We start from the raw sequence: 14,456 nt of genomic DNA, 5'->3' as shown, positions 1-14,456 counted from the left end.
GAACTCGTCCCTCACCAAATTTATCGACCGCCGATCCGGCCTACTTTTTCGCCGCAGGAGCCGCAGGTGCCTTCTCAGCCGGCTTCGTATCCTTTGCCGGAGCATTGGCGTTCGCCTTCGGGCTCTCGCCGGCAGTGTTGCTGTTCGTATTACCGGCAGGAGTCGAATTGGCCGCCGGAGCCGTGTTCGCCGGACTCGCCGGACGCGCTCCGCTAAGCTCATTCGGATTCTCTACCACCTTTTTTGCAAGGTAATTTTCGATCTTCGCTTCGTTGAGAGCTATCGTTTGGTACGCGGCAGTGAGAAGCTGCTTGCGCGTGTCAACGAGAGACTTCTGAACCTGCTCGCGAACGCCGGGGCTTTCAAGCGTCAACGCCTCATCCTTATCGCTGCGATCCTGCAGTTTGAGAATGAACAACTTCCCCTGCGCGCGTGCCGTAACGATCCCGCCGACCTGAAACTGCGGATTCATAAGATAGGCCGCCGTCGCATCAGAGAACTCCTGCTTGAGATCGTCTTCGGATATGTAGCCGAGATCGCCGCCTTGGAACTTGCTCTGATCCTCGCTGAATTCACGCGCCAGATCCGCGAACTGCTGCCCGGCCTTTAACTTCCCAACGATCTCATTCGCCTTTGCGACGGCAGACACTTCATCAATGGTCGTATCGCCTTCGCCGCTGTTGCCCGGATCGACAATGATCGCGGCAAGCTTCACGCCTTTGCGTTTTACAAAAGCCTCTTTATTACCATCGTAGAACGCCTGGATCTCGCTGTCTTTGGGTGCTTCGATCTTTCCTGTGATCTTTTCAACGAGCTTCTGCGTGGCAAGCCCCTTCTTGATCTGGTCGCGAAGGATAGCATCAGTAACGCCCTGGTCCTTCATTTCCTTCTCGATCTGGTCGGCAGATTTACCGCTCTGCGTCTTTTGCTTGTTAATTTCGGCAGTTATTTCTTCTTCCGTCGGAACCGTCCCTTCCTTTTCGGCCCTTTGGAACATAACTTCCTGTTGGATCAGGCCGTCGAGGACCTGCAGCCGCGCACTCGCGAGCTCCAGCGGCGAGAAGCGCGATTCTTGGCCCTGAGCCTGGATCTTGACCGCGCGGTCAACATCCTCCATTTTGATCGCCTTGCCGTTCACAGTGGCCGCTGTTTCATTCGACCCATTACTCACAGGGCCGCTTCCGCCGCACGCCGCTATAAAAACAGCGGTCAATAATGCACCGGAAAGCGCCGCTCCGGTCCTCACTTTTTTCAGCACAATTGCATTGTCTCCTTTCTGACGTCTTATCATAACTTGACTAGTCCCGTTTATGTTTGTTATAAATGCTGTTTTTGAGTTTTAACGAAAACTCTTGATACCTCGTAATAGGAGGTGGTTATTATGGCAAAACGCTGCGACATCTGCGGGAAAGGCCCGCAATTCGGAAACAACGTATCACACGCTAATAACAAAACGCGTCGACGTTTCAACCCTAACCTTCAATCGGTTCGCATCCAAGCATCTGCCGGCGGTAACGTGCGGGCCAAGGTTTGCACGCGCTGTATCAAATCCGGCAAGATCACAAAGGCTGCGTAACGGTCACATTGACAAATATCACTGTTTCTTCAACGCCCGGCTCGTTCCGGGCGTTCCTTTTTTCCGCTCACGCTGCGATCGCGATGCAGTCGATCTCGACCCGAGCATCGCGCGGCAGACGTGCCGCCTGAACGGTTGCCCGTGCGGGCTTGTTCTCGTTGAAGAATCTTGCGTACACCTCATTCATCGCGGCAAAATCATTCATATCCGCCAAAAATACTGTTGTCTTAACCACGCTGTTCACGCTCGCACCGGCTGCTGTCAGTACTTCCGAAAGATTCTTTAAGACCTGCTCGGTCTGTTCGGCGACCCCGCCCGCGACAAATTCGCCCGTGGCGGTGTCAATAGGGATCTGGCCGGAGCAAAACACGGTATTCCCTGCCTTGACCGCCTGCGAATACGGGCCGATCGCTCCCGGCGCCTTTTCAGTTGAAATGATCTCGTTCATAGCAATACACCCCTTCCCCGAGGTCTCAAGCAAAAGGCGAATTGTAACAAATAAAATGGGAAAAAGAAAGTAAGACCGGCGACAGGCACAGAGCTAAGAGTTATGGCGCTCGACAGCGATAACGCCGGGCACGTTCGAGATGGCCCTGAGAACCTTATCGAGATGCTTTTTATCAAAGACCTCGACGGTTACCTCGATCGTGCCTACATCTTCCTTTGAAACGCTTGCACGAGCGTCGCGGATCCCTGTTTTGATCTCGGCGATGGCATTTGTGATACCGGCAAGCATACCTGTGCGGTTCTCGGTCGTTACGAGAATATGCACTGATTGAATTTGATCCGCGCCGCCCTTTGCCCATTCGACCTCAACGATCCGGTCGCGATTGGCCATTAACTGTGTGACATTCTTACAGCGTCGGTTATGCACGACGATTCCCTTGCCGAGGGAAATATAGCCGATGATATCCTCGCCGCGGAGCGGATTGCAGCAGCGGGCGCGCGTCGTGAGCAGATTATCCACACCCTTGACCACGATCGCATCTTCTCCCAACCCTATCAGGCGGCCGACAGCCTTGATGCCGGTTGTGAGCTTTGTCTGCTTTTTCTTCTCAGGGTCATGCTCATCGAACTTATCACCGAGAAATTTTGCGAGAACATTTCGCGGAAGGGTCTTGCCGTAGCCGACCGATGCGAGCAGGTCCTCACTGCGGCTGAGGCCGTAGTCATTGGCGATACGCTTCATCTCCTGCTCATTGTTCAGCAGTTTCTTCGGTGTTACCCGGAAACGGTCGGCCTCGCGCTCAAGCAGCTTTCGCCCGATCTCGATCGATTCTTCACGCTGCTGAAGCGAGATCCAGTGCCGTATCCTGTTGCGGGCCTTGCTCGTCGCAACAAAGCTCAGCCAATCCCTCGACGGCTTCGAATTCTGCGTCGTCAGTATCTCGATGACCTCGCCGTTCTGAATCTCGTGCCGCAGCGGGACAATGCGGCCGTTCACCTTTGCACCGGTGCATGTATCGCCAACAACAGAATGAATGGCATAAGCAAAGTCGATCGGCGTCGAACCCCGCGGCAATGCGATGACCTTGCCCATTGGCGTGAATGCATAAACATCCTTCGGAAAGAGATCGAGTTTTAACGCTTCGACAAAATCCTCGGAGTCATCGATAGGATCGTTGCCGTCAACCAGCGGCAGCAGGAGCTTTTCGACCGTTTTCCGCAGTTCATCAAGTGTATCGTCCTCCTGATGAGCACCGAGTTTCTTCTCCTTATATTTCCAATGCGCGGCAACGCCTTCCTCGGCAACGTGGTGCATTTCCTCGGTGCGGATCTGCACCTCGAACGCCTGGCCCGTCTTGTCGATCACTGAAGTGTGCAGCGATTGGTAAAGGTTATCCCGCGGATTCCCGATCCAATCTTTGAACCGATCCGGCACGGGCGACCACACATCGTGGATCACGCTGAGTGCGAGATAGCAGTATTTTCGATCGTTCGGCGTTATTATCCGTGCAGCCAGAAGATCATATACCTGCTCGATCACGATCTTTTGCTTCTTGAGTTTTTTCCAAAGCGAGTAGAGGCGTTTGACGCGGCCCTCGATCGCGACATACGGTATCTCATTCTCGGTCAGCTTTTCGGCAATGGTTGACTTTATGCGTTCAAGCGTGGCTTCCAACTCCGGCCGCCTTACGTCAACCTCGTTTGCCAGCCGCTTGTACTCTTCGGGGTAGATATTTTGGAATGAGAGGTCCTCTAGCTCGCTGCGAAGCTTACCCATGCCGAGCCGATGGGCGATCGGAGCGTATATGTCCAATGTTTCCTGAGAGATGCGCGCTCGCTTCTCGGGCCGCAGGAACTGCATTGTACGCATATTATGAAGCCGATCGGCAAGCTTGATCAGCACGACGCGCACGTCCGTTATCATGGCAAGCACCATTTTGCGGACATTCTCGGCTTGCTGTTTTTCTTTTGAAAGGCTGCTAATATGGGCGATCTTGGTAAGGCCGTCAACCAGATTGGTGATCTCGTCACCGAAATACTGCTTGATCGTGTCGAGATCGACGAGCGTATCCTCGACCACATCGTGAAGAAGCCCCGTCGCAACGCTCACCTCATCGAGGCGCTGATCGGCCAAGATATCCGCAACTGCTATCGGATGGACGAGATACGGCTCGCCGGACGCCCGCGTTTGGCCGCGATGATGCAGTGCTGAGAACATATACGCCCTGCGTATAAGGTCAACATTCGCCGCGGGGCGGTTGACAAGCACTTTTTCTATGACGTCCTCAATGCGAATCATAACGGTCGCCTAAAGGGCAGAGACAAAACAAGGCGATGCTCATTCAATAGTAAATGAGCATCGCCGTCTTGGAAAGAAAGATCGGACTACTTATTAGCGTTAGCGTTCGCTGCTGCTCCCTTCTCGGCCTCTTCCTTTGCAGCGGCTCGGGCATCCTGCTCAGCGGTTATCGATTTGACGACATCGCTGAGTGATGAGAACGCATTCTTTGCGGCATCCGAGGCATCCTTCAGGCGATCACGCTCGGCGGTATTGCCGTCCATCTCTGCGATACGCATTGCCTGATTCGTCAAAGCCGCCTTGTATGAACGCACCGACTCGAACACCTTGAATATCTCGCTGTCGATGGCCAGCTGTATGTCGTTGAGGCTCTTTAGATCGAGCGAGGCCGCATTCTTGACCTCGGGAGGCTCAAGAGCGAGTGCCTGATCGACATACTTCTGCCCTTCTTCAACACACTGCTTCAGTTTTGTAAAGTCATCTGCATTAGCAGGCTTTACGAACTGGAACACGTCTTTGCCGTCCTTCTTTACTGTTTTCTTCGTAGCCTCAGTGTCTGAGATATCATTGGCACAACTGTTCGCCTTTGACGCCAACGAACTCAATGCACGAGCCCTCGCGGTTATCGGCATCGAAGCATCGTCAGCGACCTGGAGCTGCCATTGGCGGGCCTCGTCCTTCTGATCCAAGGTATCGAGAAGATTCGCTATCGCACCGGTCGTGCTGTTAACCGCAGAAAGATCGGCAAAATACTGTCGTTGAAGTTCGGCGCTGTTCTTATTCTGCTCGTACTTTGCTGTAACGTCAGTAAGGTCCTTCGCCATCTGCGGAAGGCTCTTCTTATACTCGTCAAGAGCCTGTTGCGCGTATTCCTTCTTACTTCGGTCGCCGATGTACATCGAATGCAGCGTTCGAGCGAGTGATAGTTGTGCAGTACGGCCTTCCATCGTCGTCCCGTTGGGGTCGAGCGATGCAGCATAGCGGAATAATCTTTCCGCATCAGCGAACTTACGGTCCTTATACGCCTTTGAGCCATCCACGAGGTTCTTTCGTGCCATGACCTTGTTGTAGTAAGAACAGTTCGTTCCCAGCAAGACGGCTCCGGCGACCAGCGCCAACAGCCAAAAACGAGACAATCTCATTATTAACTCCATTTAACGACCCGCATACCGCGTAGCCCGCAAACAATCATGAGGGCCGGCGATAATTACAGGCACAAATTAGTTCGCCAGATCGTCGATCTGCAGCCCGATCGGCGAGGCACCGGCCATTTTAACCGCATCAATGACCTTGACAACGTCGCCGTAACGAATGGTCTTCGGCGCCTTAAGGAACAGCGTCTTTTCGACCTCGTTGGTTCCTTCACGCAGCACGCCGTTCTCTTCGCGCTGTTTGAAGATCTCACGCAGTCGGTTTGTCAGCTTTTCCGTATCGCCAACCGAACCGAACGGCTCGTTGTTGAGCGTAACACTGCCGTCCGAGCTATTGATGCCCACGACCAAGGTCAGCGGGTTAGGCTTAACGGCTACTGTCGGGTCATTCTTCGGCTCCGCCGGAACCTTCGCCTCAAAACGGCTCGGCTTCATCGGCGTGATGACCATAAAGATGATCAGAAGTACGAGCAATACGTCGATCAGCGGCGTTACGTTGATCGAAGGGACCGCCCCGTCGGAGCTGCCTGTTGACATTCCCATATTCTTAAATACCTCCCGGCCATAAAGGCCCGTTAAGCGAGGCTACTTATTCTTTAGGAGCGTCCGCCCCTTTCTTCTTATCCGCTACAAGGCCGACCTTGTCGATATCCTGCTTTCGGATGGTATCGATCGCTTTAACGACCTGGCCATATTCGACATCAATGCCGCTCTTGATATAAACGATACGTTTTTCGGGCGTTTTGCCTTCCATACGCTTCTTTATCACTTCGCCGAGCTGATCAAGGGGAAAGACGTCCTTTCCGATGTAGAAATTGTTGTTATCAGGTATCGCAATGATCACCGAAGTGTCTTTTGCGATATCCGCATCCTCATCAGGACTGACCATGTCGCGCGGCAGATTTACCGACACGCCTGCTTGCAGCAGCGGCGTTACGATCATGAAGATGATCAAGAGCACCAGCATGACATCCACCATCGGAGTTACATTGATCTCCGAGTTGAATTCATTGGTTCCGCCAACTTGCATTCCCATAGCAATATTCTCCTAACTCGTTCCGGGCCGCCATCGGCCCGGACATCGAACTAACCGCGGAGGCTCTTGCCGCGCTGCTTGATAAAGTAATCGACGAGTTCTGACGCCGAGTTCTCCATCTCGACACTGAAGCTCGTAACCTTGCTCGTGAAGTAATTGAACAGCCAAACAGCAGGGACCGCCACGAGAATACCGAACGCAGTAGCCACAAGGGCCTCGGCGATAGCACCGCCGACCGCGCCGATACCGGCCGATTCATTGGCCTTCAGAGCTTGGAAAGCGCCGATGATACCGACGACCGTACCAAACAGGCCGACGAACGGAGCGGTTGAACCGACCGTCGCAAGGCCGGCGAGGCCGCGTTTAAGCTCAGCGGTCTTAACAGCAATAGCTCGTTCGAGCGCACGCTTTGACGCTTCCATCTCGTCTGCCGAGATCTCTGCGTTGCCCTGATGGGCAGCAAACTCTTTCAAACCTGACGAAACGACCATCGCAAGGTGCGAATCCTTGTGCTTGTCGCTGATGTTGATGGCTTCGTCGATGTTGCTGTTCTTAAGTGCCTGGGCAACTTTCGGCGCGTACTGACGGGACTGTGCCTTCGCCTTGTTGTACGTAAGCCAACGCTCAATGCCGACGGCGATCATATAGACCGACTCGATAAGAAGCGTGATGATAACGCCCCAACCGGGAATGGTCAGGCTCTTTGCGATATCGTAAATGCCGAACGAAACTCCACCTTCGGCAAACATAAGTAGAAAGCCCGAGGTGTCCATTCCGACCAGGCTACCAAGAAAAGTCATGATTTTTCCTCCAAAGAAATCAAAAAAATATCTAGCACGCGCCAGCTGCGGCCCTTTGCTGACTTAGACGCGGAAACGGGCCAGGCCGTTCCCGCGTATGTAAAAATTTTTCTATCCAAAGCGATCTACTGTACGAAATTGTACGTAATAACGCCTGTTACCTTGACAGGCTGCCCCGAAAGCAGCGTCGGGCTGAAGCGGGCGCCGCGTGCGGCCTGTTCAGCCGCAGCACGCAGCAGCGGATGCCCGCTGACCGCATTTGCCGATATCACCGAGCCGGACTCACTGATCGTCACTTGTACGGTCACAGTTCCGCTTGCATGAACCGAACGCGCGGCCGCCGGATATCCCGGCTTCGGCAGACTCAAAGCCTTCCCATTTAGCACACCACCGGATATAGGCTTTGATGGCGGCTTTGGCGCCGGCGGCGGTGCCTTTGGCGGCGGTGCCCCGCCTTCATCATCGTCGTCACCTCGGCCGCTTCCCGTACTGCCGGTACCAAGCGTCGTCCCGCTTTGAACGGCTCCCGCTCCTCTTTCCGGAACAGCAGAAACGTTCGTTATGTTCTCATTACCCTGAACTGTCTTTACGTTCTCACGCATCGCCTGGAAGTTGGTCTTCTTTGTCTCAACTTCTTTAGGGATCGCAGGCGGCGTCGTGTTGATATTTGCTATCAGTTCCTTACGAACATCGACATCGGGCTGCTTCTGCTGTTTCTCAGGCTCTTTTGGCTTCTCCGGCGGCGGCTCATCTTCCGGCGGCGGCGGTGCCACAAGCGTGGACAATTCAAGATCGCCTCCGCCCATGCTGTAATCATGAGCAAAGAGATCACGCGTCCACAAACCGAGTACGGTAACGACCGCCAAGATCAAGACGATCGCCATAAAGCGTCCGCGTCGGCCGTTCTCCCTCGCGTTACTCTTAGATTCAACTAACTGGTCAAGCATATCATTACCTCCGACTGCTACTCACCGGTGCCAAACTCGATCAAGCTTATCGAATAAAAAATTGCGTCAATTATATTACAAATTTCACGAATGAACGTGATTTTCGGCACCACGATCGAAGATTCTTATTCGACCACATTCGAGATGCCACTTGAAACGCATATGGCCAACATTGACATCAATCCTAGCTAGAAAAACGCACTTCATCGCAAATTTGCGAAAAACAAGATCCGTCATTCAATTGACCAGCAACGTATTGCAGTCTAAAAGTTTGATTTTTGAAAGTCAAGATTAACTGCGTCGAAAACCCGCTTAAAACCAAACTCTTTACAACTCTTTACATTTGCTGAAGCCAGAGTCCGGAGCTACCGCGTTACAGGCCGCCGGGTAACCGACCGTCGCGAAGCTGATGCCATCTTCTCGCCCGACTTCGGCGCGAGCACCGCACTTGCCAACGAAGCACCGATCTTAGTCTGCCACCATATCGAAATGGGGCTTGCAATGGCGATGCTTGAATAGGTTCCGAAGATCACGCCGACAAGCAAAGCAAGAGAAAAACTCCTGAGGACCTCACCGCCGAACAGCACGAGCGCCAGGACCGAAAGCACCACAAGACCAGACGTTATAACCGTTCGGGACAGCGTTTGATTGATCGAATCATTTGTTATCTCGAACAGGGTCTCATTCCGACGCAGCGGAATATTCTCACGTACGCGGTCAAAGATAACGATAGAGTCGTTGACCGAGAATCCAACGATGGTCAGGATCGCGGCAATGACCGTAAGGTTCACTTCCCATTGGAATAATGAGAAGAACGCGAGTACGACGATCACATCGTGAAATACCGCAAGGACCGCACCGGCAGCATACGTCCAGTCATATCGGAACGCAATAAAAAGCAAGATACCGACCATACCGAGCAGTGTCGCCGCAACGGCCTGATTACGCAGCTGCGAACCCGCGATCGCACCAACCGAATCAGTTCCGAGGATCTTGTATGACGCGTCAGCATCCGAATCGAGCGTCGCATCTCCCTCAGCACCTTTACCGAACGTATCCAGTGCTCCCTTGACAGCCATTCGGCCCGCCTGAACCTGCTCCTTCTCATTCTGGTCGCCCTCTGTTCCGGCGTTGGCTTCTTCGATCAGCGGTATCTTGATGAGGGCTTCGTCCGCCTTATTAGTCGATTGAATGACAGGATCGCTTACACCCGCTGCGTCGAGCGCCGCGCGCAACTCGCTGTCCGACGGCCGCTGACGAAATTTAACGGTAATAAGCGTTCCGCCCTTGAAATCGACACCGAGATTGAAGGCATCCGTGCCGCCCGGAGCCATTTCACGCCCGATAGCGGAAACAAGCCCGATCAGCATGACAAGGATAGAAACGGAGATGAATATCTTCCTTTTGCCGAGCCAGTCAATATGAATATTTTGAAATAAATTGAACATTGTTCGTAAAACTACTGATCGTCAGATCCTAGATGCTAAGCTCCTTCATACCCGGTTTCAGGCTCAACTCCCAATCAAATATCGTCCGCGACACAAAGACCGCTGTGAAAAGATTGATGAGCAAGCCGAGCGTCAGCGTAACCGCGAAACCGCGTATCGACCCCGAACCGTACATATACAGCAAGATCGCAGAAATGATCGTGGTAAGGTGTGTATCGATGATCGTAACGAACGCCAATTTGAATCCGATGGATATCGATTCCGCAACGCTCAGGCCCAAACGCAGCTCCTCTCTGATACGCTCCAAGATGAGCACGTTCGAGTCCACGGCCATGCCGATGCCAAGAATAAGTCCGGCAATACCCGGAAGTGTCAAGGTGGACTTGATCAGCACCAAAGCCGCGATCGTCAACACCATATTGAGTACGAGAGCTACGACCGCGTTAATGCCCGACCCGCGATAATAGAACAGCATGAACAAGATCACGAACGCGAGGCCGCCGAGCGATGCCTCGACACCCGACCTGATAGAATCCGCACCGAGGCTTGGGCCGACCGTACGCTCTTCCTGATAGTCAAGCTTGGCAGGCAGAGCCCCTGATTTCAGCGTCAATGCAAGATCTTCCGCTGAGGTCTTAGTGAATCGGCCCGAGATCTCGCCGCTGTCAAAGATCTGTGATTTGATGAATGCCGCAGATTTGACCTCATCATTGAGGACGACGGCCATATAGTTGTTAATGTTCTTGCCTGTCCACTCACCGAACTTCTGTGCTCCCGCAGGCTTGAACGAGAACGATATCTGATAGTCGCCCTGCCCGCCCGTACGCGATACGGCCGCGGCATCACGCAATTCGCTGCCGTCGATGACCGGCGGATACTCGACCACGACGAATTTTGGAGGCGGCTTCGGCTGCGACGGATCGGTAGTTGCCGATTCATCGCGGTCGAGAAACGGAAGGACCTTTCGGTTTGGCGGCACGGTACCTCCAAGCGAACGAACAGCCTCCTCCTGCGTGTTATAAGTAGTTACAGGCGAAGGGTTTGCGGCACTGACGATCTTCATTAAAGCGAGGTTCGAATCAGCGCCGATAAGATTCTTTACACGTTCGGGATCCTCAACGCCGGGCATCTGAAGCAATATCTGCGAGCCGCTTCCTATCCGCTGAAGGGTCGGTTCTTTGACGCCGAATGCGTTGATGCGGCTGTCAATGATCTTCAGCGCCTGATCGACCGCCTGGCTCTGCAGCACGTTCTGCACTTGCGTAGGCAATGACCACGAAATAGTGTTGCCGCTTGTGCTTTCGGTCCACTGGGCAAGATCGACCTTCTTCTTTATCTCATCAATGGCGCCTGTCGTGTTGGCACCGTCAGCAAGAGTGATACTGAGGCTGTAGCTTCCGTTCGTTGTATTCTGGCTGCTCGATGCGACGCCGACATTATTGTCCTGAAGAATAGTAAGGGCAGCTTGAAGGTTATTTTCGGTCAATGCCTTCAGATACTCATCCGTGCGCACACGCATTACGAGATGCGAGCCACCCTTCAGATCAAGCCCGAGGTTGATGTTCGAGCCAAGATTCGTCTTAATGCCCTCCCACGTAAAGTCCGCGGCCGTCGGCTTATGCCTGGGGCCAAAAACTATGTAGATCCCAATAAGAGCGACCGCTAAGATCACGCCCGTTCTTATCCACAAACCCTTCCTATTCATCTACTGGTACTCTCGACTTAAATTTCTCTACGGCCTGCGGCCAACGACCGCGTTCTTTCCGATCTCAATAAAGGACTTTTCGGCACTTTGAATAACAAAGCTCGTTTCTTTGATCTCTTTGATCTTACCGATAACGCCGCCGTTCGTGACGATCTCGTCGTTGATCTTGAGCTGCTCGATCATCTGCTGAAGCTGCTGCTTCTGCTTCTTCTGCGGCATGATCACAAGAAAGTAAAAGATGCCGAAGATCGCCAGCATCATAAAGATCATCGAATACGGAAAACCTCCGCCCGACGCTTCCTGAAAGAAAAGAACAAATTCAACCATGATTGACCGCCCTAGAAAGACAAAAATGCAATGATATACATTAGCGTTTGCATTATCAAACGCTCGGCTCAACGAATTCGCCGATCTTAGAAAGAAATTCCTTCTTGAACGCAAAAAAGCGAGACTCGCGGATCGCCTCGCGTGCGAGCCGCATCGTCTGGAAAAAGAATGCGATATTGTGATGCGAGATCATCGTTCGGGCATTCATTTCGCCAGCTTGGTATAGGTGTCGGATATAGCCAAGCGAATATCTTTTGCAAACTGAACAAACGCACTCCTCGTCTATCGGGCCTTTATCCGAGATGAATTTTGCGTTACGTATGTTGATCTTGCCGCGTGATGTAAAGGCGCTGCCGGTACGACCGTTTCGCGTCGGGATGACGCAGTCGAACATATCAATGCCGCATCCGACCGCCTCGACAAGATCCTCAGGAGTGCCGACGCCCATAAGATAACGCGGGCGGCCTGCGGGCATTTGGTGGCCTATGTGATCGAGGACGCCGTACATCACATCCTTTTCTTCGCCGACGCTCAACCCGCCGATGGCGTAGCCGTCAAATCCGATTTCGACGATGCGTTCTAAACTCTCGCTCCTGAGATCCAGATGTCCCGCACCTTGCACGATCCCAAAAAGGGCCTGATCGCCGGAAAGCCCTTCGGTTTCCTTTCTGCCAAGATCGTCGCCGGCTGCCTGTAATTCGCCGAAGCGATCTTTCGAACGCTTCGCCCAACGCATCGTAAGATCGAGGCTTTTCTTTGTCGCCGCTTTATCAGCATCGCCCGGCGGACATTCATCGAACGCCATCACTATCTCGGAACCCAGCACCGCCTGGATCTCCATCGAAACCTCGGGCGAAATAAAGCGAAGGCCTCCGTCCAGGTGCGATCGGAATTCTACGCCTTCTTCGGTCAACTTTCTTAACTGAGTGAGCGAAAAGACCTGAAAACCTCCTGAATCCGTAAGGATAGGCCGCTCCCAAGTATTGAACCCGTGCAGGCCCCCGAACTCTCTGATGACATCAACGCCAGGCCGCAGAAACAGATGATACGTGTTACCCAGAATTATGCGTGCGTCAAATTCATTCTCGAGCCATTCGAACCGCACACCTTTGATCGCTCCTTGCGTCCCAACGGGCATGAACACCGGCGTCTCGATATTGCCGCGCCGTGTGCGCAGCATTCCCGCTCGTGCACGGCCGTCGGTCGCGATCACGTTCCATTCTATCGGTGATGTCATTTCTTTGTTCGGCCGATCAGCGCCCAGATGTATGGTGCCCCAATTGCGATCTCGGATGCGAATCTGCCTTCCGCGTCGATCAGGATCGCAGATGGAGTTCCGAACATTCCGAGTTCACCGGCGATCTTGTATTTGTCATCCAGGACGACGGGCGCGCGAATGCCGAGTTCCTCGTGCTTTTCCGCCTCACCTGAAGAGAACACCACGAGCTGCGGATCTTCAGGTCCGCGCACGGCATCCCATTCCCTTAACGATGCCGCCATTTGCTTGCAGTGTGGACAGTCGGGACTCCAGAACGTAACAAGCGTCGGCCGGCCTCTGAACTGCTCGGAACTGACGGCCTCGCCGTTCATCGCCGTCGTCTCGAACGCAGGGATCAGATCTCCTACCGTTATTCGATTAATATCCTTGTTGTTACCGTTCGCAAGTGTAAAATGGGCGTATTTAGCACGAACATCCGCCGCCTGAATACTCTCGACAAGAGCCGTTATAGCTTCATCGCCCGCTGCAACGCGACTTGCAACAACGCCGTGATCATTGACGAACATTGCGGACGGGGTCCATTTTGCACTCACGGCGTCGGCGAACTCTCGTCCATTCTGCCGCAGAAGTGTACATTCCTCGACCAGCCCGAATTTCGAACGGTTCTCTGCTGCCGTTCCGGAACTGATCAGGTAAGTGTCCACCTTTGCGGCGAGGTCGAATGCCCAATCCTCGATCTTCGGTATCAAGGCCCTGCACGGACCACAATTCGGGCTGACAAAGAAAAGCAACGCTCCGCGTCCTTCTTTTGCAAGCGCGGTTGATAACAGCAGATCTTCGTCTGCCGTCGTAAGTTCAAATTCCGGCAGCACGGCACCGATAGGCAGCCCGTCCTGCGGGCTTCCGGCGTCTGTTCTTTCAACGCTTTGCGGAAGCGAAAGCTCAAGCAGATCGAACCGTTCGAGAAGCTCCTGCTGCTTTGCAAATACCTTTTGAAGCATCGACAGCGCGATGCCGAGAAACAATGTACTGCACAGCCCTATGATAATGATAATGCCGCTTCTGTCGATCTCGGTGACCTCAATGCCTTGTCGCTGTGTGCCGCTTAAAGCTAATACAATAGCGGGTACCAGAAACAAAATATTGCGAAGTAAGGTCCACTTCGTGATCTTTTGACCCGACCACTGTCCGAAACAATGGCAGTCCGCAGCATTGCCCTTGGCAAGCTGTATCGAAATTGCGACCGAAAACGTACCCAGCAAAATTATCGCCGCAACCGCGCCGAACCAAGAAACCGCTGCAAATAGCAGCAACGCGGCAACTGTGAGTTCGATCAACGGCAACAGTACCGCAAACAAAGGCGCAACGGCCGGCGGCACTCCGAATGCGTTTGCTGCCTTGATAGTGCCGTCGCGATCACGCAGTTTGGCAAAAGCCGCGACAGTGAACATCACGGCCAGAAAGAGTCTGCATATCAGTAACGTCAGTTCCATCTTGATAT

14 protein-coding genes are annotated in these 14,456 nt (G+C 53.3%); 1 reads left to right on the top strand and 13 read right to left on the bottom strand.

The window, feature by feature from the left end; genetic code table 11:
- Positions 1–40: 40 nt before the first annotated feature.
- Complete coding sequence (locus HS105_06705; protein ID MBE7516281.1) at positions 41–1,291, bottom strand: SurA N-terminal domain-containing protein; 1,251 nt, start codon at positions 1,289–1,291, stop codon at positions 41–43.
- A gap of 90 nt (positions 1,292–1,381) precedes the next feature.
- Here HS105_06705 and HS105_06700 point away from each other — a divergent pair, with 90 nt between their 5' ends.
- Positions 1,382–1,576, top strand: a complete 195-nt coding sequence (locus tag HS105_06700) for a 50S ribosomal protein L28 (GenBank protein ID MBE7516280.1) — start codon at positions 1,382–1,384, stop codon at positions 1,574–1,576.
- A gap of 67 nt (positions 1,577–1,643) precedes the next feature.
- Here HS105_06700 and HS105_06695 read toward each other — a convergent pair whose 3' ends face one another.
- The 12 genes from HS105_06695 to HS105_06640 all read right to left on the bottom strand — a co-directional run bounded on the left by HS105_06695 (position 1,644) and on the right by HS105_06640 (position 14,448).
- A complete protein-coding gene (locus HS105_06695; GenBank protein MBE7516279.1) occupies positions 1,644–2,024 on the bottom strand; it encodes a RidA family protein in 381 nt (126 codons plus the stop codon).
- 93 nt (positions 2,025–2,117) lie between these two features.
- Complete coding sequence (locus tag HS105_06690; protein ID MBE7516278.1) at positions 2,118–4,322, bottom strand: bifunctional (p)ppGpp synthetase/guanosine-3',5'-bis(diphosphate) 3'-pyrophosphohydrolase; 2,205 nt, start codon at positions 4,320–4,322, stop codon at positions 2,118–2,120.
- 86 nt (positions 4,323–4,408) lie between these two features.
- Positions 4,409–5,464 carry a hypothetical protein gene (locus HS105_06685; GenBank protein ID MBE7516277.1) on the bottom strand — a complete coding sequence of 352 codons (1,056 nt, stop codon included), beginning with the start codon at positions 5,462–5,464 and terminating at the stop codon, positions 4,409–4,411.
- A gap of 78 nt (positions 5,465–5,542) precedes the next feature.
- Positions 5,543–6,016 carry a biopolymer transporter ExbD gene (locus HS105_06680; GenBank protein MBE7516276.1) on the bottom strand — a complete coding sequence of 158 codons (474 nt, stop codon included), beginning with the start codon at positions 6,014–6,016 and terminating at the stop codon, positions 5,543–5,545.
- 46 nt (positions 6,017–6,062) lie between these two features.
- Positions 6,063–6,509: a biopolymer transporter ExbD gene (locus tag HS105_06675; GenBank protein MBE7516275.1), complete on the bottom strand. Its 447-nt coding sequence runs from the start codon at positions 6,507–6,509 to the stop codon at positions 6,063–6,065.
- 50 nt (positions 6,510–6,559) lie between these two features.
- Positions 6,560–7,309 carry a MotA/TolQ/ExbB proton channel family protein gene (locus HS105_06670; protein ID MBE7516274.1) on the bottom strand — a complete coding sequence of 250 codons (750 nt, stop codon included), beginning with the start codon at positions 7,307–7,309 and terminating at the stop codon, positions 6,560–6,562.
- Between the two features lie 125 nt (positions 7,310–7,434).
- The gene (locus HS105_06665; protein MBE7516273.1) at positions 7,435–8,256 is read right to left on the bottom strand and encodes a TonB family protein; all 822 of its coding nucleotides are present in this window, start codon (positions 8,254–8,256) and stop codon (positions 7,435–7,437) included.
- Between the two features lie 365 nt (positions 8,257–8,621).
- Positions 8,622–9,704 carry a protein translocase subunit SecF gene (gene secF, locus HS105_06660; protein MBE7516272.1) on the bottom strand — a complete coding sequence of 361 codons (1,083 nt, stop codon included), beginning with the start codon at positions 9,702–9,704 and terminating at the stop codon, positions 8,622–8,624.
- 28 nt (positions 9,705–9,732) lie between these two features.
- Positions 9,733–11,409: a protein translocase subunit SecD gene (secD, locus tag HS105_06655; GenBank protein ID MBE7516271.1), complete on the bottom strand. Its 1,677-nt coding sequence runs from the start codon at positions 11,407–11,409 to the stop codon at positions 9,733–9,735.
- Positions 11,410–11,436: 27 nt separating this feature from the next.
- Entirely contained in the window at positions 11,437–11,736 is a 300-nt protein-coding gene (gene yajC, locus HS105_06650; GenBank protein ID MBE7516270.1) for a preprotein translocase subunit YajC, read from the bottom strand.
- Positions 11,737–11,791: 55 nt separating this feature from the next.
- Positions 11,792–12,973: a tRNA guanosine(34) transglycosylase Tgt gene (gene tgt, locus HS105_06645; protein MBE7516269.1), complete on the bottom strand. Its 1,182-nt coding sequence runs from the start codon at positions 12,971–12,973 to the stop codon at positions 11,792–11,794.
- Positions 12,970–14,448 carry a redoxin domain-containing protein gene (locus HS105_06640; protein MBE7516268.1) on the bottom strand — a complete coding sequence of 493 codons (1,479 nt, stop codon included), beginning with the start codon at positions 14,446–14,448 and terminating at the stop codon, positions 12,970–12,972. Before HS105_06640 ends, tgt begins: the two co-directional genes overlap by 4 nt.
- Between the last annotated feature and the right edge of the window lie 8 nt (positions 14,449–14,456).

It is taken from the genome of Chloracidobacterium sp., assembly GCA_015075585.1.
In the GTDB taxonomy this organism is placed as follows: domain Bacteria; phylum Acidobacteriota; class Blastocatellia; order Pyrinomonadales; family Pyrinomonadaceae; genus OLB17.
Note: the sequence above shows the minus strand (reverse complement) of the source record. Positions and strands in the feature narration are given on the sequence as shown.

Coding starts and splice junctions, on each gene's coding strand:
- HS105_06700 (MBE7516280.1), top strand. CDS start 1,382: ATGGCAAAACGCTGCGACATCTGCGGGAAAGGCCCGCAATTCGGAAAC.
- HS105_06640 (MBE7516268.1), bottom strand. CDS start 14,448: ATGGAACTGACGTTACTGATATGCAGACTCTTTCTGGCCGTGATGTTC.
- HS105_06685 (MBE7516277.1), bottom strand. CDS start 5,464: ATGAGATTGTCTCGTTTTTGGCTGTTGGCGCTGGTCGCCGGAGCCGTC.
- HS105_06695 (MBE7516279.1), bottom strand. CDS start 2,024: ATGAACGAGATCATTTCAACTGAAAAGGCGCCGGGAGCGATCGGCCCG.
- HS105_06680 (MBE7516276.1), bottom strand. CDS start 6,016: ATGGGAATGTCAACAGGCAGCTCCGACGGGGCGGTCCCTTCGATCAAC.
- yajC (MBE7516270.1), bottom strand. CDS start 11,736: ATGGTTGAATTTGTTCTTTTCTTTCAGGAAGCGTCGGGCGGAGGTTTT.
- secF (MBE7516272.1), bottom strand. CDS start 9,704: ATGTTCAATTTATTTCAAAATATTCATATTGACTGGCTCGGCAAAAGG.
- secD (MBE7516271.1), bottom strand. CDS start 11,409: ATGAATAGGAAGGGTTTGTGGATAAGAACGGGCGTGATCTTAGCGGTC.
- HS105_06690 (MBE7516278.1), bottom strand. CDS start 4,322: ATGATTCGCATTGAGGACGTCATAGAAAAAGTGCTTGTCAACCGCCCC.
- tgt (MBE7516269.1), bottom strand. CDS start 12,973: ATGACATCACCGATAGAATGGAACGTGATCGCGACCGACGGCCGTGCA.
- HS105_06670 (MBE7516274.1), bottom strand. CDS start 7,309: ATGACTTTTCTTGGTAGCCTGGTCGGAATGGACACCTCGGGCTTTCTA.
- HS105_06675 (MBE7516275.1), bottom strand. CDS start 6,509: ATGGGAATGCAAGTTGGCGGAACCAATGAATTCAACTCGGAGATCAAT.
- HS105_06705 (MBE7516281.1), bottom strand. CDS start 1,291: ATGATAAGACGTCAGAAAGGAGACAATGCAATTGTGCTGAAAAAAGTG.
- HS105_06665 (MBE7516273.1), bottom strand. CDS start 8,256: ATGCTTGACCAGTTAGTTGAATCTAAGAGTAACGCGAGGGAGAACGGC.